At 61.4% G+C, this 17655-nt stretch carries 20 protein-coding genes and 1 pseudogene; 13 read left to right on the forward strand and 8 right to left on the reverse strand.

From position 1 onward, the window contains the following. Positions 1 to 34: 34 nt before the first annotated feature. From AC0NIE_RS23205 to aat, 5 genes are all read left to right on the forward strand, one after another. Positions 35 to 838 (forward strand): DsbA family protein, encoded by an 804-nt coding sequence (locus AC0NIE_RS23205; protein ID WP_123151038.1) that lies wholly within the window; start codon positions 35 to 37, stop codon positions 836 to 838. A gap of 299 nt (positions 839 to 1137) precedes the next feature. Next, positions 1138 to 1572, forward strand: a complete 435-nt coding sequence (aroQ, locus tag AC0NIE_RS23210) for a type II 3-dehydroquinate dehydratase (RefSeq protein ID WP_031254564.1) — start codon at positions 1138 to 1140, stop codon at positions 1570 to 1572. Between the two features lie 26 nt (positions 1573 to 1598). Further along, on the forward strand, positions 1599 to 2057 hold the full coding sequence (accB, locus tag AC0NIE_RS23215; RefSeq protein WP_029353815.1) for an acetyl-CoA carboxylase biotin carboxyl carrier protein: 459 nt from the start codon (positions 1599 to 1601) through the stop codon (positions 2055 to 2057). Between the two features lie 19 nt (positions 2058 to 2076). After that, positions 2077 to 3420, forward strand: coding sequence for an acetyl-CoA carboxylase biotin carboxylase subunit (gene accC, locus AC0NIE_RS23220; protein WP_473488678.1), 1344 nt, complete (start codon positions 2077 to 2079; stop codon positions 3418 to 3420). 29 nt (positions 3421 to 3449) lie between these two features. Continuing rightward, positions 3450 to 4067: a leucyl/phenylalanyl-tRNA--protein transferase gene (aat, locus tag AC0NIE_RS23225; RefSeq protein ID WP_095492025.1), complete on the forward strand. Its 618-nt coding sequence runs from the start codon at positions 3450 to 3452 to the stop codon at positions 4065 to 4067. 12 nt (positions 4068 to 4079) lie between these two features. Here aat and AC0NIE_RS23230 read toward each other — a convergent pair. The 3 genes and pseudogenes from AC0NIE_RS23230 to AC0NIE_RS23240 all read right to left on the reverse strand — a co-directional run bounded on the left by AC0NIE_RS23230 (position 4080) and on the right by AC0NIE_RS23240 (position 5741). Further along, positions 4080 to 4449, reverse strand: a pseudogene (locus AC0NIE_RS23230) (hypothetical protein). A gap of 103 nt (positions 4450 to 4552) precedes the next feature. Next, a complete protein-coding gene (locus AC0NIE_RS23235) occupies positions 4553 to 5068 on the reverse strand; it encodes a DUF2155 domain-containing protein (protein ID WP_473488707.1) in 516 nt (171 codons plus the stop codon). Between the two features lie 274 nt (positions 5069 to 5342). Further along, positions 5343 to 5741 carry an NADH:ubiquinone oxidoreductase subunit NDUFA12 gene (locus AC0NIE_RS23240; protein ID WP_473488677.1) on the reverse strand — a complete coding sequence of 133 codons (399 nt, stop codon included), beginning with the start codon at positions 5739 to 5741 and terminating at the stop codon, positions 5343 to 5345. 260 nt (positions 5742 to 6001) lie between these two features. On the opposite strand from AC0NIE_RS23240, the gene panB reads away from it, so the two are divergent. Further along, positions 6002 to 6844: a 3-methyl-2-oxobutanoate hydroxymethyltransferase gene (gene panB, locus AC0NIE_RS23245; RefSeq protein WP_473488676.1), complete on the forward strand. Its 843-nt coding sequence runs from the start codon at positions 6002 to 6004 to the stop codon at positions 6842 to 6844. Positions 6845 to 6925: 81 nt separating this feature from the next. Beyond that, on the forward strand, positions 6926 to 7777 hold the full coding sequence (gene panC, locus AC0NIE_RS23250; protein WP_473488675.1) for a pantoate--beta-alanine ligase: 852 nt from the start codon (positions 6926 to 6928) through the stop codon (positions 7775 to 7777). 5 nt (positions 7778 to 7782) lie between these two features. Here the strand turns inward: panC and AC0NIE_RS23255 are convergent, their stop codons facing one another. Then, positions 7783 to 8235: a phasin gene (locus AC0NIE_RS23255; protein ID WP_473488674.1), complete on the reverse strand. Its 453-nt coding sequence runs from the start codon at positions 8233 to 8235 to the stop codon at positions 7783 to 7785. A 369-nt stretch (positions 8236 to 8604) separates the two neighbouring features. On the opposite strand from AC0NIE_RS23255, the gene AC0NIE_RS23260 reads away from it, so the two are divergent. Continuing rightward, entirely contained in the window at positions 8605 to 10005 is a 1401-nt protein-coding gene (locus tag AC0NIE_RS23260; RefSeq protein ID WP_473488673.1) for an ArnT family glycosyltransferase, read from the forward strand. Between the two features lie 67 nt (positions 10006 to 10072). Here the strand turns inward: AC0NIE_RS23260 and AC0NIE_RS23265 are convergent, their stop codons facing one another. From AC0NIE_RS23265 to AC0NIE_RS23280, 4 genes are all read right to left on the reverse strand, one after another. After that, positions 10073 to 10561 (reverse strand): GNAT family N-acetyltransferase, encoded by a 489-nt coding sequence (locus AC0NIE_RS23265; RefSeq protein ID WP_473488706.1) that lies wholly within the window; start codon positions 10559 to 10561, stop codon positions 10073 to 10075. Positions 10562 to 10565: 4 nt separating this feature from the next. Further along, the gene (gene gatB, locus AC0NIE_RS23270) at positions 10566 to 12065 is read right to left on the reverse strand and encodes an Asp-tRNA(Asn)/Glu-tRNA(Gln) amidotransferase subunit GatB (RefSeq protein WP_473488672.1); all 1500 of its coding nucleotides are present in this window, start codon (positions 12063 to 12065) and stop codon (positions 10566 to 10568) included. A gap of 167 nt (positions 12066 to 12232) precedes the next feature. Beyond that, on the reverse strand, positions 12233 to 12664 hold the full coding sequence (locus AC0NIE_RS23275; protein WP_023798170.1) for a CBS domain-containing protein: 432 nt from the start codon (positions 12662 to 12664) through the stop codon (positions 12233 to 12235). A 103-nt stretch (positions 12665 to 12767) separates the two neighbouring features. After that, a complete protein-coding gene (locus tag AC0NIE_RS23280) occupies positions 12768 to 13526 on the reverse strand; it encodes a rhomboid family intramembrane serine protease (RefSeq protein ID WP_473488671.1) in 759 nt (252 codons plus the stop codon). A 422-nt stretch (positions 13527 to 13948) separates the two neighbouring features. On the opposite strand from AC0NIE_RS23280, the gene AC0NIE_RS23285 reads away from it, so the two are divergent. The 5 genes from AC0NIE_RS23285 (at position 13949) to AC0NIE_RS23305 (ending at position 17602) form a co-directional block, all read left to right on the forward strand. Next, positions 13949 to 14587, forward strand: coding sequence for a PAS domain-containing protein (locus tag AC0NIE_RS23285; protein WP_473488670.1), 639 nt, complete (start codon positions 13949 to 13951; stop codon positions 14585 to 14587). 117 nt (positions 14588 to 14704) lie between these two features. Then, on the forward strand, positions 14705 to 15322 hold the full coding sequence (locus AC0NIE_RS23290) for a PilZ domain-containing protein (protein ID WP_473488669.1): 618 nt from the start codon (positions 14705 to 14707) through the stop codon (positions 15320 to 15322). Positions 15323 to 15591: 269 nt separating this feature from the next. Next, complete coding sequence (locus AC0NIE_RS23295) at positions 15592 to 16200, forward strand: transglutaminase-like cysteine peptidase (protein ID WP_473488668.1); 609 nt, start codon at positions 15592 to 15594, stop codon at positions 16198 to 16200. Between the two features lie 471 nt (positions 16201 to 16671). After that, the gene (locus AC0NIE_RS23300; protein WP_473488667.1) at positions 16672 to 17097 is read left to right on the forward strand and encodes a globin family protein; all 426 of its coding nucleotides are present in this window, start codon (positions 16672 to 16674) and stop codon (positions 17095 to 17097) included. A 256-nt stretch (positions 17098 to 17353) separates the two neighbouring features. Continuing rightward, entirely contained in the window at positions 17354 to 17602 is a 249-nt protein-coding gene (locus AC0NIE_RS23305) for a hypothetical protein (protein ID WP_473488666.1), read from the forward strand. The last annotated feature ends 53 nt before the right edge of the window (positions 17603 to 17655 follow it).

The following is a 17655-nucleotide window of genomic DNA, read 5'->3' on the forward strand; positions in this document are numbered from 1 at the left end:
TCGGGCCGGAAACCAGGCAAGAGGATTAGGGACGATGAACAAGGCAATTCTGCTGGGCACCACGGGAGTGGCGGTCGCTCTCGCCATGCTGGGTTTCGGGTTCGTGACCGGAAGTCCGCAGACGGCAAAGGCCGATGCCGTGCAGATCGCCCAGGCGGCGCCCGCCGACACCAAGATCGACCGGGCCGAAGTCGAAGGCATCATCCGCGACTATCTCCTCAAGAACCCCGAAGTGCTGCTGGAGGCTCAGGAAGCGCTCGAGGCCAAGCAGAAGGAGGCGCAGCGCCTCGCCAGTCTCGCCATAATCAAAGATGCCAAGGACCAGATCTTCAACTCGGCTTTCGACGGCGTCGTCGGCAATCCGAACGGCAAGGTCACCATCGTCGAGTTCTACGATTACAATTGCGGTTACTGCAAACGCGCCATGGAGGACATGAAGACGCTGACGACAGCCGATCCGGACCTGCGCTTCGTGCTCAAGGAGTTCCCGATCCTCGGCCCGGATTCGCAGAAGGCGAGCGTCGTCTCGATGGCCTTCCACCTGATGATGCCGGAGAAATACGGCGAGTTCCACAACGCGCTGCTCGGCGCCCAGGGACGCGCCACCGAAGCAGCGGCCATCAAGGTAGCGCTTTCGCTCGGCGCCGACGAAGCGACGCTGCGCGAGAAGATGAAGGACCCGTCGATCGCCGAGGCCCTCTCCAAGACCTATGACATTGCCAACAAGCTGGCCATCACCGGAACGCCCTCCTATGTGGTCGGCAACGAGGTGGTGTTCGGGGCACTCGGCCAGCAAGTGCTGGCGGAGAAGATCGAGGCGGCCAAGGCCGCACTCTAATCGGTTTCGGCGCGAGCCATTTTCCGCCTGTTGTGGACAGCGAAAGAACCCACTTGCGCTCTTTTCGCAGGCGTCTAAGCCCATTATAGAGGTCCGGCGCGCCGACTGATGCCGGCGCTGATGTGGTGGATTTGAAGTTCCTGCTACTTTGGTGGCACCAGCGTTCAGGAACTTCAAATCCACCACATCAGAAATGTATAAATTGCCAGTGTGGCTTTGAATCCGAAATTCGTTCAAAGCGCTGCTCCAAGGTATTGCGAATTTCGGATTCAAAACCACACTGGAAAAAGGTCGGCATTTTGAAAACGGTTTTCGTCCTGAACGGTCCCAACCTCAACGCGCTCGGCAAGCGCGAGCCGGGCATCTATGGCGGCAAGACGCTTGCCGCGATCGCCGACGATTGCAAGCAGGCAGGTGCGGCGCTTGGGCTCGAGATCGATTTCCGTCAGTCGAACCATGAGGGCGACCTCGTCGACTGGATACAGGAAGCCGCCGACAAGGCTGTCGGCATCGTCATCAATCCGGGCGCCTACAGCCACACCTCGATCGCCATTCACGACGCCATCCGCTCAGTCGCGCCATTGCCCGTCGCCGAAGTTCATCTTTCCAACATCCATGCGCGGGAATCATTCCGCCACGTCTCCATGGTCTCGCCGGTCGCCGTCGGCGTGATCTGCGGGTTCGGGCCGCTCGGCTACACATTGGCGCTACAGGCGCTGGCCGCACGCCTATGACTGGCCAACAAACAGAAGGCTCGAAAATGTCGATTAAGAAGAATGGTGTTGACCAGCAGCTTATCCGCGATCTGGCGGGCATACTGAACGACACCAACCTCACCGAGATCGAGGTCGAGCTGGGTGACTTGAAGGTGCGCGTGTCGCGACAGGCGCCGGCCGTCCATGCGGTCGCCGCACCGCAGCCCGCCTACGCGCCGCCGGCAGCGCAGCCGGCGGCCGCAGCCGCCCCGGCAGCGGCCGACGTGTCCAAGAATGCAGTCGCCTCGCCCATGGTCGGCACCGCCTACCTGGCGCCGTCGCCCGACGCCAAGGCGTTCATCGAGGTCGGCCAGCAGGTCAAGGAAGGCCAGACGCTGCTGATCATCGAGGCGATGAAGACGATGAACCAGATCCCCTCGCCCCGTGCCGGCACGGTGACGGCGATCCTGTTCGAGGATGCGCAGCCGGTCGAATACGGCATGCCGCTCGTCGTGATCGAGTAGAGCCGGGAACAGCCGAAAAATGTTCCAGAAAATCCTCATCGCCAATCGCGGCGAAATCGCTTTGAGAGTGCTGCGCGCCTGCAAGGAGCTCGGCATCCAGACGGTAGTGGTGCATTCGACAGCCGACGCCGACGCCATGCATGTGCGGCTCGCCGACGAGAGCGTCTGCATCGGGCCGCCGCCGTCGCGCGACAGCTATCTCAACATCCACCAGATCGTCGCGGCCTGCGAGATCACCGGCGCCGACGCGGTGCATCCGGGCTACGGCTTCCTGTCGGAGAATGCCAAATTCGCCGATATCCTCGCCGCGCACAACATCACCTTCATCGGCCCGACCGGCGATCACATCCGCATCATGGGCGACAAGATCGAGGCCAAGCGCACCGCAAAGCGTCTTGGCATTCCGGTGGTGCCCGGCTCCGACGGCGCGGTCACCGAGGAAAAGGAAGCCAAACGCATCGCCGCCGAAATCGGCTACCCCGTGATCATCAAGGCGTCGGCCGGTGGCGGCGGACGCGGCATGAAGGTGGCGCGCAGCGAAGTGGATCTTGAAGTCGCACTGCAGACGGCGCGTTCGGAAGCCGGTGCTGCCTTCGGCGACGACGCCGTATACATCGAGAAATACCTTCAAAAGCCACGCCACATCGAGGTGCAGGTATTCGGTGACGGTGCCGGCCACGGCGTGCATTTCGGCGAGCGCGACTGCTCGCTGCAGCGCCGTCACCAGAAAGTCTGGGAAGAAGCGCCCTCGCCGGCCCTCAATGCCGAGGAGCGCGCGCATATCGGCGGCGTCTGCGCCAGGGCGATCGCCGATCTTGGCTATTCCGGCGCCGGCACTATCGAATTCCTCTACGAGAACGGCGAATTCTACTTCATCGAGATGAACACGCGCCTGCAGGTCGAGCATCCGGTGACGGAGGCGATCACCGGTATCGACCTCGTGCACGAGCAGATCCGCGTCGCCTCGGGCGCTGGGCTTTCGGTGCGTCAGGAAGACATCCGCTTCCAGGGCCACGCCATCGAATGCCGCATCAATGCCGAGGATGCGCGCACCTTCACCCCCTCGCCCGGCACGATCACCCACTTCCACACGCCGGGCGGCCTCGGCATCCGTGTCGATTCCGGCGTCTATTCCGGCTACAAGATCCCGCCCTACTACGACAGCCTGATCGGCAAGCTGATCGTGCACGGCCGCAACCGTGTCGAATGCATGATGCGGCTGCGGCGGGCACTCGACGAATTCGTCGTCGACGGCATCAATACGACGCTGCCGCTGTTTCGCGATCTCGTCGGCAATGCCGATATCGCCAATGGCGAGTATGACATCCACTGGCTGGAAAAATATCTGGCCAAAGAGGATTAGGTCGTGAACTTATAGAATATAATGATGCGATGACCCGTCCCTACGCGCCAGGCTATCGCATCCCGACCGACCTGTTGCTCAAGGCCTACGCCTCGGGTGTCTTCCCGATGGCCGAAAGCGCCACCGATCCCGAAGTGTTCTGGGTACGGCCGGAGACGCGCGGCATCATCCCGCTCGATGGTTTTCACACGCCCAAAAGCCTGAGGAAGGCGATCCGGAAAAACCTGTTCGACATCCGTTTCGATTTCGACTTCGAGGCGACGATCGATGGCTGCGCCGAAAGGCGCGAGGAACGCCGGTCGACCTGGATCAATGCGCCGATCCGCGAGGCCTATGTCGAACTCCATAGGATGAGCCATTGCCATTCGGTCGAAGCCTGGCGTGAGGGTCGGCTGGTTGGCGGCCTCTACGGCGTGTCGCTCGGCCGGGTGTTCTTCGGCGAAAGCATGTTCGCCAGGGAAACGGACGCGTCGAAGGTCTGCCTAGTGCATCTGGTCGAACGCCTGAAGGAACGGCGCTTTGCGCTGCTCGACACCCAGTTCACCACCGAGCACCTCAAACGCTTCGGCGCGGTCGACGTGCCAAGGGGCAAGTATGAAAAGATGCTGGCTGACGCGCTGAAGGGCGAAGCGGTCTTTTTCCCGTGATCTGCGCCAGGGTCAGTGTTTTGCGGCAGGCTCAAGAGGCGTCTGCGCGTGGAACATCATCTTCCCGCCATTGACGCGATGGACATAGCCGGTGCTGACCAGCGCCCGCATATGGCTCGCCATTCTCGCGCGTGGCATGGGCCTCATAGGTCAGCATGACAATGTCGCTGCCCGGCTCGATGATGCCCTTGAGGTCGATGTCGAGATCGCGCCAGCGGTTCGGGTCCGTCGCGGTTCCGGCCAGGTCGGCGTTGCTCATCGTTTGCGCCATCTGTGGGAAGGCCACCAGGCATTCGGTGTCGGCATTGGCTTTGAAATAGGCAGCGTCGCCGGTCCAGAACCCTCTTTCGAGATCGAGGAGTTCGTTCTTCTTGGCCATCATGGGGACATCTCCGTAATGCCAGCCATGACCAACGCACGGAGAATAAGGCGGTTCCGGAAGGCTCAGCATGTGATCCCGAACAGGTGATTCCGCATCTGGCGCCCTAATTGGATTTAGCAGCGTCGGGTGCCGGCACCTCCGACTTCTGTTTGCAGCCCTTCAGCCAGACGTCGTAGACCGCGTGCTCGACGGCGTTGAGGCCGGGGCTTTCGGCAAACATCCAGCCGGTGAAGATACGGCGGATCTTGCGATCCAGCGTGATCTCGTCGACCTCGACGAAGGAATCGGTCTTCGGCTCTTCGGTTTGCGGCTGCGAATAGCAGATGCGCGGCGTCACCTGCAAAGCACCGAACTGCACCGTCTCGTCGATATAGACATCGAAGGTGATGATGCGGCCGGTGATCTTGTCGATGCCGGCGAATTCGGCGACGGGATTGGTGATGCGTTCCGGTGCCGCCGGTGCCGCCGGAGCCACTGTCGCATCCGGTTCCCCTGTCGAATCCGGTTCCACTGTCGCATCCGGCTCCACTGGCGCCTCCGGTGCCGCTTGCGCCCCCGGATCCACTGGCGGCTCCATCTCCATCGGCGCCCCCGGTTCCACTGGCGGCTCCAATTCCATCGGCGCCCCCGGTTCCATTGGCGGCTCCAGCCCCATCGGTGCCCCCGGTTCCACTGGCGCCTCCAGCGTCTGTGCGGCGGCGATGGCGCAGGCGACAAAAGCGGCGGCGGCCGTCAGTCCGCCCATCGAGATTCGGCTGAAAATGCTCATGCAGGGTCCGGTGGTTTGCGCCCGGGGTGATTCTGTCGCGCCCAAGGCTAGTCGCTGCTGTCAGATCGGCAAGCAGCTAAACGCCAATTGTGGCGATAAAGGACCGATCCGTCTCGACGAGCGGTTACGTCCCCGGCGTCCAGGCGTCGTAGTCGCCCGTCACCTGCGGGCGGTGCTGATTGGTGAGCACGGAGCCTTTGGGGCGATAGGCGGCGGCACTTCCGGTAAGGTTCGGCTGATGCGGCTTCTGCCAGTCGCGTGGCTTGTAGTTGTCGCTCGGCGGCGGCGTATCGACGCGGTGATGCATCCAGCCATGCCAGCCGGGCGGAATCATCGAGGCTTCCGAATAGTCGCGATAGATGACCCAGCGGCGGGCGCGGCCTTCCGAATCGACACCACCTTCGTAGTAGACGTTGCCAGCCTCGTCCTGCCCGACTTTCTTGCCATGCCGCCAGGTGTGGAAGCGCGTGCCCAGCGTCTGGCTGTTCCACCAGGTGAAAAACTGCAGAAGGAACGTCTTCATCCAAGTCCTCGTGGCAAGTCCTAGTGGCAAGTCCTCGCGGCGGCAGCGGCGGCGCCTGTTTCCTGCTTATGGCGTCAGGCCATCGCTAAGGCAAGGGTTTTGCCGCAAGCGTCACGCAAATCGCGGTCGGAAAACCGATGCAAACCTGGCAAGCCTTTCGCCTCTGTCGAGGCATGCCTTGCCAAGGCTGCCTGGTCTTTCTAATGCTCTGCGCGTCCCATGCAGGTACCCAGCCTGATTGGCGGTTGAGGGAGGTAAAGATGGCCCCGGATGCATCCGACCCTGAACTGCGGATCAGTGCCGGCGCCATTCGCCTGCGCAAGGGCGGCGTGCCGGTCGTCTGCCTCACCGCCTATACCTACCCGGTCGCTCGCCTGCTCGACGGCCATGTCGACCTGCTTCTGGTCGGCGACAGCGTCGCCATGGTTCTCCATGGCCACAAGACCACGCTGGGCGCCTCGCTGGAGATGATGATCGCGCATGGACAAGCGGTGATGCGAGGTTCAGCCAAGGCCTGCGTGGTGGTCGACATGCCGGCCGGAAGCTATGAGGCAACGCCGCGCCAAGCCGTTGCCTCGGCGCGGCGGATCGTCGGCGAAACCGGTTGCCAGGCGGTCAAGCTGGAGGGCGGCGTCGCAGTTGCCCCGCAGATCGCGGCGATCGTCGCTGCCGGCATTCCGGTCATGGGACATATCGGCTTGCAGCCGCAATCGGTGGAAAGCGAAGGCGGCTACAGGATCAAGGGCCGGACCGAGCAGAATGTGACGGCGCTTTATCGCGACGCCGACGCGGTCGAACAGGCCGGCGCGTTTTCGGTGGTCATCGAAGGCACCGTCGAGACCGTCGCCGCCGACCTCACCCGGCACATTTCCATTCCAACCATCGGCATCGGCGCCAGCGGCGAATGCGACGGCCAGATCCTGGTCATCGACGACATGGTCGGCCTGACCGTCGACCGGGTGCCTAAATTCGTCAAACAATATGCCGACCTGCGCAGCGTCATATTGCAGGCGGCGGCCAGCTATGCAGCGGAGGTGCGAAGCCGGACATTCCCCGGCCCGGCCCATGTCTTTTCAACCGCAGCCGACAACGACAAAGAATGAGTGGGGACAAAGAATGAGTGGGGACAAAGAATGAGTGGGGACAGAGAACGAGTGGGGACAAAGAATGAGCCGGGACAAAGCATGAGCCGGCCTCTCGTCATCGACAGTGTCGCCGCTCTTCGCGCGCAAATCCGCGACTGGCGTTGCGATGGTCTCGGCGTTGCCATGGTGCCTACCATGGGTGCGCTGCATGACGGCCATATCTCGCTGGTCAGGATCGCGCTGGAAAAGGCCGAACGCTGCGTTGTTTCGATCTTCGTCAACCCGACGCAGTTCGCGCCGAGTGAAGACTTCGACAAATATCCGCGACAGCTCGCCCGCGACCTCGACCGGCTGGCCGAGGCCGGCGCACAGCTCGCCTTCATCCCTGATGTCGCGGAGATCTACCCGGCCGGCTTCGCCACCAGAATCTCCGTCGGCGGGCCGGCCGCCGGGCTGGAATCCGATTTCCGGCCGACCTTCTTCGACGGCGTCGCGACGGTCGTGGCAAAGCTCTTCCTGCAGACGTTGCCCGATTATGCGGTCTTCGGCGAAAAGGATTACCAACAGCTTTGCGTCGTCAGGCAGCTCTGCCGCGACCTCGATCTGCCGGTGGAAATCTTCGGCGCACCAACGGTACGCGACGCACATGGCCTCGCCATGTCGTCACGCAATGCCTATCTGAGCGAAGCCGAGCTCGGGGTGGCGCGCCAGCTCAACGCCATATTGCGCCGGACGGCAGCGGCACTAGCGGCAGGCGCGGATGAAGGCAGCGCGATCGCCGAGGCCGGCCGCGCGCTCGTCAAGGCTGGCTTCGACAAAGTCGACTATGTCGCGGCGCGCGAGAGTCTGGCGCTCGCGCCGTGGCTGCGAAACCGTGACGGACGCCTGCTCGCAGCCGCCTGGCTGGGCAAAACCCGGCTCATCGACAATGTGGAAGTTCCCTCCGCCTAGGCCAATCAGGCGACCTTGAGATCCTTTATCGCCTTCTCGTAGACATCTTTGATCGGCTTGGATACGTCTTCGGCGGCTTTCGTCGCCGCCGCCTGAAACTCCTTACTCTGCTCGACGGTCTTTTCCACCTGCTTGCGCAAGAAGTCAGTCTGCAGTTCGATGAACTCGGAGGGCGATTTCACGGCTACCAGGGCTTCGAGGTGAGCAAAGCTGGCCTCAGCATTTGCGCGCAGCGCGGCGATCGTCTTCAGCGACAGCTCATTGCTGGCGGTCTTGGCTGTTTCGAAGGACGACTCAAGAGCCTTCTGGGTCGCCTCGGCGCCGGTCGCCAATTTCGACAAGGCTTCTTTCGACTGCTCGACGCCCTTTTCGGCGACAGCGAGGATCTGATCGGTTGCCTCGGTCGGGACTTCTGCGTTCTCGGTGATTTCAGCAGTTTTATCGGCGGTCTTGGTCATAGTTTCCATCCTTTGCGGTGGGCGGCCTTTTAGAAAAGCCGCCTCGTTCATTCAGGAGCCTGACGTTACGGCATCTGCAGTGCATTGCAATATTTTTGTGCGTCGCACCATGCCTTTTTTTGCCTCAGCGTTAGCCACTGCCGAATTCTTACCTGCGGCGTGTTTTGCGGACTTCCCGTAATTCCCGTAATTCTAGTTCAGGCAATCCGCATATTTTTCCGACCTTTGTGGACGACATCTTTAGAATCCAAGCTACCAGGCCGGCTCCGCTACAATTCGGCCAAAATCATGGTGCGGTCCTGCGCGCTCCAGGAGCGCAGCATCGATGCTCGGCTGGAATGAGAACGATTCCTGGCGCGGATCCCAATCTTGATACCGGCACATGTCGAGCGGCTGCTCCCCTATCTGTTCCTGCTTGCGTTGATCTGCATCGCGGTCGCTTTCCGGCCGCTCCTGCCTGTGGATGAAACGCGATATCTCAGCGTCACCTGGGAGATGTATCAGAGCGGACAGATCTTCGTTCCGACGATGAATTTCGCGCCCTATCTGCAAAAGCCGCCGCTGCTGTTCTGGCTTATCGATCTGGCCTGGGACATTTTCGGCGCAAGCCGGGCTGCCGCGATGCTCGTCATCTTCGTCGCATCGTCGCTCGTCATCTGGCTGACGACGCGTCTGGCAAAAACCCTCTTTCCCGGACGCGACGACATCGTAAGCCGTGTCCCCTGGCTCGTCGCCGGAAGCACCATCTTCGTCATTTATTCGACGCTGATCCTGTTCGACATGCTGCTGACGGTCTTCGTGCTCGCTGCACTTTTGTCGTTGCTTGCCTTTGCCAGGAGCGGCAACCATTGGCACGCCGTGCTGGCGGGCCTGTTCATCGGACTGGGTATTTTGACGAAAGGTCCGGTGGTGCTCATCCATGTCGGCGCTCCCATCCTGCTCTATCCGTTCTGGCGCGATCGGCAGGGCGGGCTGGCGACGCCGAAATTCTTCGCCGGGGCGGGCTTGGCAATTCTCGCCGCATTGATCCCGGTGGCGATCTGGCTGGTGCCTGCGACCATCCTGACGAAAGGCGATTTCGTCTACGATCTCGTCTGGAACCAGTCGGCAGGGCGTGTCACCGGCAACCTGCACAACTCCCACGGCCGGCCGTTCTATTTCTATGTCGTGCTGCTGCCGCTTTTGTTCATCCCGTGGATTTTCGTGCCGCATGTCTGGCGGTTGCACCTGCCGGCGCGGATACGCGGCTTGATACAAACACGGTCAAGAGATCTTTCGGAACTGCGTCTGCTGACGATGTCGTTCGTGGCCGTCGTGCTGGTTTTCAGCGCTATATCCGGCAAACAGCCACATTACCTCGTTCCGGAGTTGCCTCTGGCGACGATCGTGTTCGGGTATTTCATGGCCGAGGTGCCGCCCGCCAGGATCAAGGCCGCCGCCTTTTGCATGCTTGCCATGTTCGGCATCGGACATGCAATCGCGTCCGCTACGGCCTTCAAACTTTACGATCTCACGCCGCTGGCGAATTTCATCGACGAACGGAAGGACGCGGCCTGGGCTGTCGACTTCGACTATCAGGACGAAGTCGGCTTCCTTGCCCGGTTGCAGAAGCCGTTCGAAAGCACTGACAATCCCGAGGGATGGCTGCGCTCCCATACGGGCGGCTATGTCATCGACAAATCTTTCAAAGACCCTGAGACATCGGGGCAAGTCGCTTTTCGCCTTCACGTCGAACGAGGCTATCTTGTCGTCCTCAAGGGACAACATTGAGGGCGCCGCAACCGACCGGCGCAGCCCGTAAAACGCAACCGACTGCGACATATCCGGGCAGGCAAATCTAGCCGATCGTCTTCTCGAAAATCAGCGCCGGCAGCCCTGAACCACCGCCGCAGTCGGCGGTGTTGCCGGCCGGCAAAAACCCTTTCGAGCGGTAGAAGGCGACTGCCTGAGCGTTTGCCTCTTCAACTTCGACACGCAGCGTCCGCGCCTCCGGAAAGCTCGCTTCGACCTCTTCCAGCAACGCCTGGCCGATCCCCTGCCTCTGGCAGGCCGGATGCACGTAGAGCTGGTTCAGCATGACGATCTTCGCATCGGTGGTGGCTGCGGCGAAAGTCATGCCGCCGATGCGCTTGCCGTCGTCTGCGACCAGGAATTCGGAATTCGGCCGTGTCAGCCGCGCCTTGAGCGAGGCGATCGAATGCCATTCATCAGTGATCTCGGTGACTTTGGCAGCACCATAAATACCATCGTAGGTTGCGTGCCAGGTTTCGACCAGCAGCGCGCGGACCGCGGCAAGATCGCGCTCGCCAGCGGTGCGAACGAACATCATCCTATTCGATCCCGAGCTTGGCCTTGACGAGGTCGTTAACCGCTTGCGGGTTGGCCTTGCCGCCTGTCGCCTTCATCACCTGGCCGACGAACCAGCCGGCCATGCTCGGCTTGGCGCGCGCCTGCTCGACCTTGTCCGGATTGGCTGATATCACCTCATCGACCGCCGTTTCGATGGCGCCGGTGTCGGTGACCTGCTTCATGCCACGGCTTTCGACCAGTTGGCGCGGATCGCCGCCCTCGTTCCAGACAATCTCGAACAGATCCTTGGCGATCTTGCCGGAGATGGTGCCCTCCTTGATCAGGTCGATGACCGCGCCGAGCTGATCGGGCGAAACCGGAGCATTTTCAATACCCTTGCCGGCTCTGTTCAACGCACCCAGCAGATCGTTGATGACCCAATTGGCGGCGAGCTTGCCGTCGCGACCAGCGGCCACCTTCTCGAAATAGTCGGCGACCGCCTTTTCCGACACCAGGATCGAGGCGTCGTAAGTCGACAGGCCGAGCGAGGAGATCAGCCGCGCCTTCTTGGCGTCGGGCAGTTCAGGCAGATCCTTTGCCAGCGCATCGACATAGGCCTGGTCGAATTCCAGCGGCAGAAGATCGGGATCCGGGAAATAGCGGTAGTCGTGCGCTTCTTCCTTGGAACGCATCGAGCGCGTCTCGCCCTTGTTGGGGTCGAACAGCCGCGTTTCCTGGTCGATCTTGCCGCCGTCCTCGAGGATGGCGATCTGGCGGCGCGCCTCGTAGTCGATGGCCTGGCCGATGAAGCGGATCGAGTTGACGTTTTTGATCTCGCAGCGCGTGCCGAATTCGCCGCCGGGCCGGCGCACCGAGACGTTGACGTCGGCGCGCAGCGAGCCTTCGTCCATATTGCCGTCGCAGGTGCCGAGATAGCGCACGATGGTGCGCAGCTTGGTGACATAGGCCTTGGCCTCGTCGGCGGAGCGCATGTCGGGCTTGGAGACGATCTCCATCAGCGCCACGCCGCAGCGGTTTAGGTCGACATAGGACATCGTCGCATGCTGGTCGTGCATCGACTTGCCGGCATCCTGCTCCAGGTGCAGGCGCTCGATGCCGACCTCGATATCCTCGAACTCGCCCTGCCGGTCCGGGCCGACGGAGACGATCACCTTGCCCTCGCCGACGATCGGCTGCTTGAACTGCGAGATCTGGTAGCCCTGCGGCAGGTCGGGATAAAAATAATTCTTCCGGTCGAAGACCGACTTGTGGTTGATCTCGGCCTTCAGTCCGAGGCCGGTGCGGATCGCCTGCTTGACGCATTCCTCGTTGATGACCGGCAGCATGCCCGGCATCGCCGCATCGACGAGGCTGACATTGGCATTTGGCGGCGCGCCGAAAGCCGTCGAGGCGCCGGAGAACAGCTTTGCTTGCGAGGTCACCTGCGCGTGCACCTCGAGGCCGATGATGATCTCCCAGTCGCCGGTGGCGCCTGATATCAGGCGTTTGGGCTCGGGCGTGCGGGTGTCGATGAGGGTCATAGTGGCCTGCGAGTTATCGGTGACGGAATTCAATTCTCAACGTGAATTCCGTCACGTCGGACGTGAAAGTCACTCGCTAGTGCAAACCACAAAAAGAGACAAGCGCAAAGCCAAAGCTGGCGCTTCACATCGAATCCAGCCGGCCGGCCGGCTGAAGAAACAAGGCATCACGCCGTCGCGATGTAGGCCCTGATCTCCGCGGCCTCGCGCTCGACATCCTCGATGCGCCGCTTGACCACGTCGCCTATCGATACGATGCCGTCGAGCAGGCCGTCCTTTTCCACCGGCAGATGGCGGAAACGGCCACTGGTCATGATCTCCATGACCTCGTTGACGGTGTGGTTCTCATTGCAGATCTTCACCTTGGGCGTCATTGCCGAGCGCACCGCGATATCCAGTGCGGCGGCTCCTTCCCTGGCGAGGACCCGCACGACGTCGCGCTCGGAAAGAATGCCGACGATCTTGTGATCGCCATTGGTGATGACCAGCGCACCGATCCTGTGTTCGGCCAGGATGCGAATGGCCTCGCTCAGCTTTTCGTTCGGCCCGAGCGTCAACACGTCGTGGCCTTTCTGCTCGAGAATTGCCTTAACCGTCATGGCGTCCTCCTCAGTTTTACTTGCCGGTTTCCTGCCCTGACCGGCTTTCGATGGTGCCAGACATCGTGCGCCGCGATCGATTGCTTTTCAAGTGCGGCGAGGCTCAGACCATGAACTCATCCGCCTGCTGCCGTCGATCGAAAGCGGGTAGGCCGAAGAAGCCGGCGACGAAACCGCCAATATGAGCCTCCCAGGCGATCTGGCTTTCGATGCCGGGCGCGAAGGCAACGAGGCCGGTGGCGAGATTGATCACCATCCAGATGGCAAGAAAAGTCACAACGCCGCGCGAGCGGAACACCGCCGCCATCGGCAGCGGCGCGCCGGCGAAGGCGGCCTTGCCGGACGAGCGGTCGGTGCGGAAGCCAAAGCGGGCGGCGGCCCCCATCATGCCGGAAATCGCCCCCGATGCGCCGACCAGCGGCGCCTGGCCGAGCGGATGCACGGCCCAGAACAGAACCACCGCCGCCAGCCCCGTCGCCGCGAAGAACAGGCTGAAACGAAGCACGCCGAAGCGGTTCGCCAGCGGTGAGCCGAAAGCCGCCAGCCACACTATGTTGACGGCAAGATGAGCAAAGCCGCCATGCAGGAAGGCATAGGTGAAGGGGCTCGAAAACGCGTAGAAATCGAGGTCGAAGCGACCGGAATAGCGGATCGGAATGAACGCGGTCCGGATCAGCAGGGAGAAATCCTGGTCCTCGGTGAGCCAGTAGAGCCGGATCAGGTGAACGACGACGCAGATGCCGATCAGCGCCAGCACAACCGGCGGCATGTTGAATACCGGCTCGCGGCGCGGCTCCGGCTCGCGGCCGACAGGTCCGCCCTCGCCCTGTTCGATTTCCGATGGGCTTGCTGGTTCGCTCATATGGCTCGCACTCAGTCGCTGGATTCGACTTCGCGAGCATGTAGATCACGGTCACCCGATTCACAAAGGGGCGAATCGCCCCACGCAAGTCAAAACTGGGGCGAATCAAAATTGGCGCGAATCAAAAAGAAGCCGTCCAAGGTTGCCCTTGAACGGCTGGTCGAGCCCCCGTGCTCCCCCAAACTCTTGACTGAACTACTGCCGATCGCTGCAAAACGACCGCTTCTGGAGTGGTTTTAGCGTGCCACGGGGGTGGGCGGGGCGCAACGTAAACCACTTGTTAACCTTAACGACCCCGACCCGTGAACAAGTGTTAACGATGCTGGCACGCATCCTGCTCCGCAACGCATGTAGGTCCTCGGAGGGCGCCCTTCTGTTCACCGATGGGACATCAGACGACAGATTGCGCGGAGCAGCATAGCATGAACCAGAACGGATCGATCACGCTGTTCCATTATTGGAACCGGCTGCGTGACGGGCGCCCTGCCCCGAAGCGTTCGGAAGTCGAGCCAGCCGACATCAAGTCGCTGCTGGCCGACACCTTCATCCTGGAAAAGGATACGCGCGGCGAAGCGGTATTCCGGCTCGCCGGCACCAGGCTTTGCGCGGTCTATGGCCGTGAGCTCAAGGGGTTTTCCTTTCCCTCGCTATGGCGCGAGAAGGACCAGCGGCTTGTCTCAAAACTGATCCACGGCGTCTTCGATCAGAAATCCGTAGTGCTCATCACCTATGAAGGTTTTAGCCGCACCGACCGCTCCAGCAAGTTCGAGCTGCTCGCCCTGCCGCTCGACGGCGGCGTCGAAAATCCGCGTTGCCTCGGTGTGATAAGCGCTGCTGAAAAACCCTTCTGGCTGGGCGCGGATCCGATCGCCGACGCCCTGATCGATTCAATCCGTGTCGTCGATCCGGAGAAGGAACCGAAATTCCCCAGGAGCCGGCCGGCCATCGACGTTCCTTCGCTTGTCCCGTCGGAACTCGATCCGCCCCAGACGATTTCGGCGCTCGGCCAGGCGCGCCGCATCCGCCATCTGGTCGTGTTCGACGGCGGGCGCGAGGAATAGTCCAAAACGCTAAAGTAGCGGGGTCAGGCTTTCCCCTTTGTTAACCTGCTTTGCTGTAGCTTTCCGACGAAGTTCCTCGCATCAACGCGCGGAATGCCAAACGGGGTGTAGGCAGTCATGAGGTCAGCGGCGGTCGACACCGCGCCGTCCCGAGCTGAAAGGCGTAACTTTCAGCGCGTCCGCGTGAAGATCTACGGACGCTTCATGCTGGAGGATCGCACCGAACATCCGTGCCAGGTGGTCGACATGTCGCCGGGCAATGTAGCGCTTCGCACCGAGCGCATCGGCATGCCGGGCGAGAAAGTCATCGCCTATATCGATCACATCGGCCGCATCGAGGGCGTCGTCACCCGCATTTTGCAGGACGGTTTCGCGATGACGGTCATCGCGTCGGAACGCAAGAAGGACAAGCTTGCCGCGCAATTGACCTGGCTTGCCAACAAGCACGAGCTCGATCTGCCGGAGGACCGTCGTCACGAACGCGTGGCGCCGCGCAATCCGAACAGCGTGCTTCAGCTCAGTGACGGGCGCCAGTACCAGTGCCGCATCATCGATCTGTCGCTTTCGGGCGCCGCGGTCGAGATCGATGTCAAGCCGGCGATCGGCATCCAGATCATGCTCGGCACCATGCGCGGCCAGGTGGTGCGCCATTTCGAGGACGGCGTCGCCATCGAGTTCGCGGTCATCCAGCGGCCCGAAACACTCGATTCCGAATTCAACGCATCCGGCACCTGACAAACAGCGCACATTGCCGCAATCGACCGGCCCATTTCGGCCGGTTTTTTTGTTGACCCGCGCCGGCCGTCGCGGGCTGCCAACCGATGCCGCGCCAAGGCACCGCGTCGCGCCGATGTGACTCCCGCGAAACCGCCTCAACAATTTTATACTGAAACGATTCAAATTTTATGTTTATTCTATAGGAGTTTTACTTAATGTCTACTTCGGACCTTTGCGTCGAATAAATCCAACCGTGTCATTGTCTCCTCAAACGGGGAGACTGGACGATGAAGAAGACGAGGGGCAAGCTGTTGCTCTTGGCAATGGCGATGCAGCTTACCGCCTGGGGAACAGCGTATGCAGCGGGACCTGCCTTCATGCACACCGGCAGCCGCACCACACAGCCGGTCGGCCATTACGAGTTCTGCCAGAAGATTCCGCAGGAATGCAATCAGCGGACGCCGAAGCAGGCGCCGGTCGAGCTGACCCGCAAGCTGTGGGCGAAGATCGTGAGCATCAACAATTCCATCAACAGCAGGATCGCGCCACGCACCGATATGGAACTGTCGGGCAAGGAAGAAGTCTGGTCCTATCCCAACAGCGGCTTCGGCGACTGCGAGGACTATGCGCTGGAAAAGCGCCGCGCGTTGATGAACATCGGCGTTCCGGCCGGTGACCTGCTGATGACGGTTGCGCGCCAGCCGAACGGAGACGGCCACGCGGTGCTGACCGTGCGCACCAGCCTCGGAGAGTTCATCCTCGACAATCTCGAAACCAGGGTGCTGTCCTGGACCGCCACCGAGTACACCTACCTGAAACGCCAATCGAGCCAGAATTCGGGCGTTTGGGTAACGATCAACGACGGCCGCTCCGAAGCGGTCGCCAGCGTCCGCTAAGGACGCGACGCAAAAACCCGGTCGAGTCCCCACTCTCCCCGTCCCCAACGACCGGGTTTTAGGAGCCGGCCCCGTCCCCGGGCCGGCTCCACTTTTTCAAGCGGTACTGGCTTCTGGTGATGACGATCCGACTTGCGCGTTGGGAATGGCGGGAGACGACCGGTGCGGACATTGGTCCGATTGCGACAAATTCAGCGGCGCAATAAGCTTCGGCCGTGAGCTACCAGGCGATGAAAATTCGAGTGATCTGTGATCAGAGAACTGTTCGGGAATGTTTCCTAGACGCTTGGTCACATTGAGAGGTTTCCGGGCACCGTCAGGACACAGAAGGAATCTGAATACAACTGGGCGCAAACCGAACCCCAATTGAGACACAACTGAAACACATCGACGCGCCGGGCGACATGCATACGAAACGTTTTGGGCGGATGGTCGAGCCGCACGCAGGCCATGAGCGCAGGAGCGTCGCCAATGACACCCGACCAGATTCGACTTGTCCAGGATAGTTTCCACGAGGTCCTCCCGATACGCGTGGCAGCCGCGGCTCTGTTCTATGAACGCCTGTTCGCGATCGACTCGGATCTTCGCGCACTGTTTCTGGCGAGCGACATGCCCAAGCAAGGCGCAGAGCTGATGGCGAGCCTGGGCTCCGTCGTGCGCGGACTGGATCGTGCCAACACCGTCCTTCCGACCGTACGCGAGCTCGCCAAGCGTCATGTGGCCTGCGGTTTCAAGGAGCATCATTACCCGATCGTCGGGCAAGCGCTCATCGACACGATGGCGGCCGGCCTCGGCACGGCCTTCACGCCGGCGGTCCGCGAGGCTTGGGAGGCAGCCTATGCGTCGCTCGCAAGTGTGATGATCGCGGCTGCCCGCGAGGATCAGCTCGCAGCGTGAGGTATCCGATGCCGGAACAATCGGCACTTAAGTTAGCGATGTTCGCGCTTTGAAACCAAACGCGCCCGTGGCCCAGCCCGGCGGCCGGGATTGACAGTGGCTGTCGATTCCCGTGGTTGCATCCGCAGTTTAACGGATCCACTCCCTCGAATTCGACCATAATTCGACGGAGGCTCAAACGCTCACTCCCCTGGTCTTATCGCAACCTCCTCTAATCGACGGCGCGAATGGTCGCGTCGCGAGGATGGAGACAAAAATGACCACTATCGATCACGCAAACTATTCCGCCTCGAGAGACAGGCTCGACGCTATCGGCTTTGCCAAATACGCGATCTGCCTGGCCTTCCGTGCATTGAAGATGCGCAGCGAGCGAGTCACGCTACATTCAATGCCCGACTATCTGCTCAACGACATGGGCATCGGCCGCTCGGAGATCGATCACGTCACGTCCATGCGGTTTACAATTGCCAACAGCGCTCAACGCGGTCGCTTGAACGCGAAATGATGCTGATCCACATTGACCCGGCCTGCTGAACAGGCTCGGCTCGACGGGCGCGA

Source organism: Mesorhizobium sp. WSM4842 (assembly GCF_055901575.1).

Coding starts and splice junctions, on each gene's coding strand:
- AC0NIE_RS23205 (WP_123151038.1), top strand. CDS start 35: ATGAACAAGGCAATTCTGCTGGGCACCACGGGAGTGGCGGTCGCTCTC.
- accB (WP_029353815.1), top strand. CDS start 1,599: ATGTCGATTAAGAAGAATGGTGTTGACCAGCAGCTTATCCGCGATCTG.
- accC (WP_473488678.1), top strand. CDS start 2,077: ATGTTCCAGAAAATCCTCATCGCCAATCGCGGCGAAATCGCTTTGAGA.
- aat (WP_095492025.1), top strand. CDS start 3,450: ATGACCCGTCCCTACGCGCCAGGCTATCGCATCCCGACCGACCTGTTG.
- AC0NIE_RS23235 (WP_473488707.1), bottom strand. CDS start 5,068: ATGGAATTGGAGCCGCCAGTGGAACCGGGGGCGCCGATGGAGATGGAG.
- AC0NIE_RS23240 (WP_473488677.1), bottom strand. CDS start 5,741: ATGAAGACGTTCCTTCTGCAGTTTTTCACCTGGTGGAACAGCCAGACG.
- panB (WP_473488676.1), top strand. CDS start 6,002: ATGGCCCCGGATGCATCCGACCCTGAACTGCGGATCAGTGCCGGCGCC.
- panC (WP_473488675.1), top strand. CDS start 6,926: ATGAGCCGGCCTCTCGTCATCGACAGTGTCGCCGCTCTTCGCGCGCAA.
- AC0NIE_RS23255 (WP_473488674.1), bottom strand. CDS start 8,235: ATGACCAAGACCGCCGATAAAACTGCTGAAATCACCGAGAACGCAGAA.
- AC0NIE_RS23265 (WP_473488706.1), bottom strand. CDS start 10,561: ATGTTCGTTCGCACCGCTGGCGAGCGCGATCTTGCCGCGGTCCGCGCG.
- gatB (WP_473488672.1), bottom strand. CDS start 12,065: ATGACCCTCATCGACACCCGCACGCCCGAGCCCAAACGCCTGATATCA.
- AC0NIE_RS23275 (WP_023798170.1), bottom strand. CDS start 12,664: ATGACGGTTAAGGCAATTCTCGAGCAGAAAGGCCACGACGTGTTGACG.
- AC0NIE_RS23280 (WP_473488671.1), bottom strand. CDS start 13,526: ATGAGCGAACCAGCAAGCCCATCGGAAATCGAACAGGGCGAGGGCGGA.
- AC0NIE_RS23285 (WP_473488670.1), top strand. CDS start 13,949: ATGAACCAGAACGGATCGATCACGCTGTTCCATTATTGGAACCGGCTG.
- AC0NIE_RS23290 (WP_473488669.1), top strand. CDS start 14,705: ATGAGGTCAGCGGCGGTCGACACCGCGCCGTCCCGAGCTGAAAGGCGT.
- AC0NIE_RS23295 (WP_473488668.1), top strand. CDS start 15,592: ATGAAGAAGACGAGGGGCAAGCTGTTGCTCTTGGCAATGGCGATGCAG.
- AC0NIE_RS23300 (WP_473488667.1), top strand. CDS start 16,672: ATGACACCCGACCAGATTCGACTTGTCCAGGATAGTTTCCACGAGGTC.
- AC0NIE_RS23305 (WP_473488666.1), top strand. CDS start 17,354: ATGACCACTATCGATCACGCAAACTATTCCGCCTCGAGAGACAGGCTC.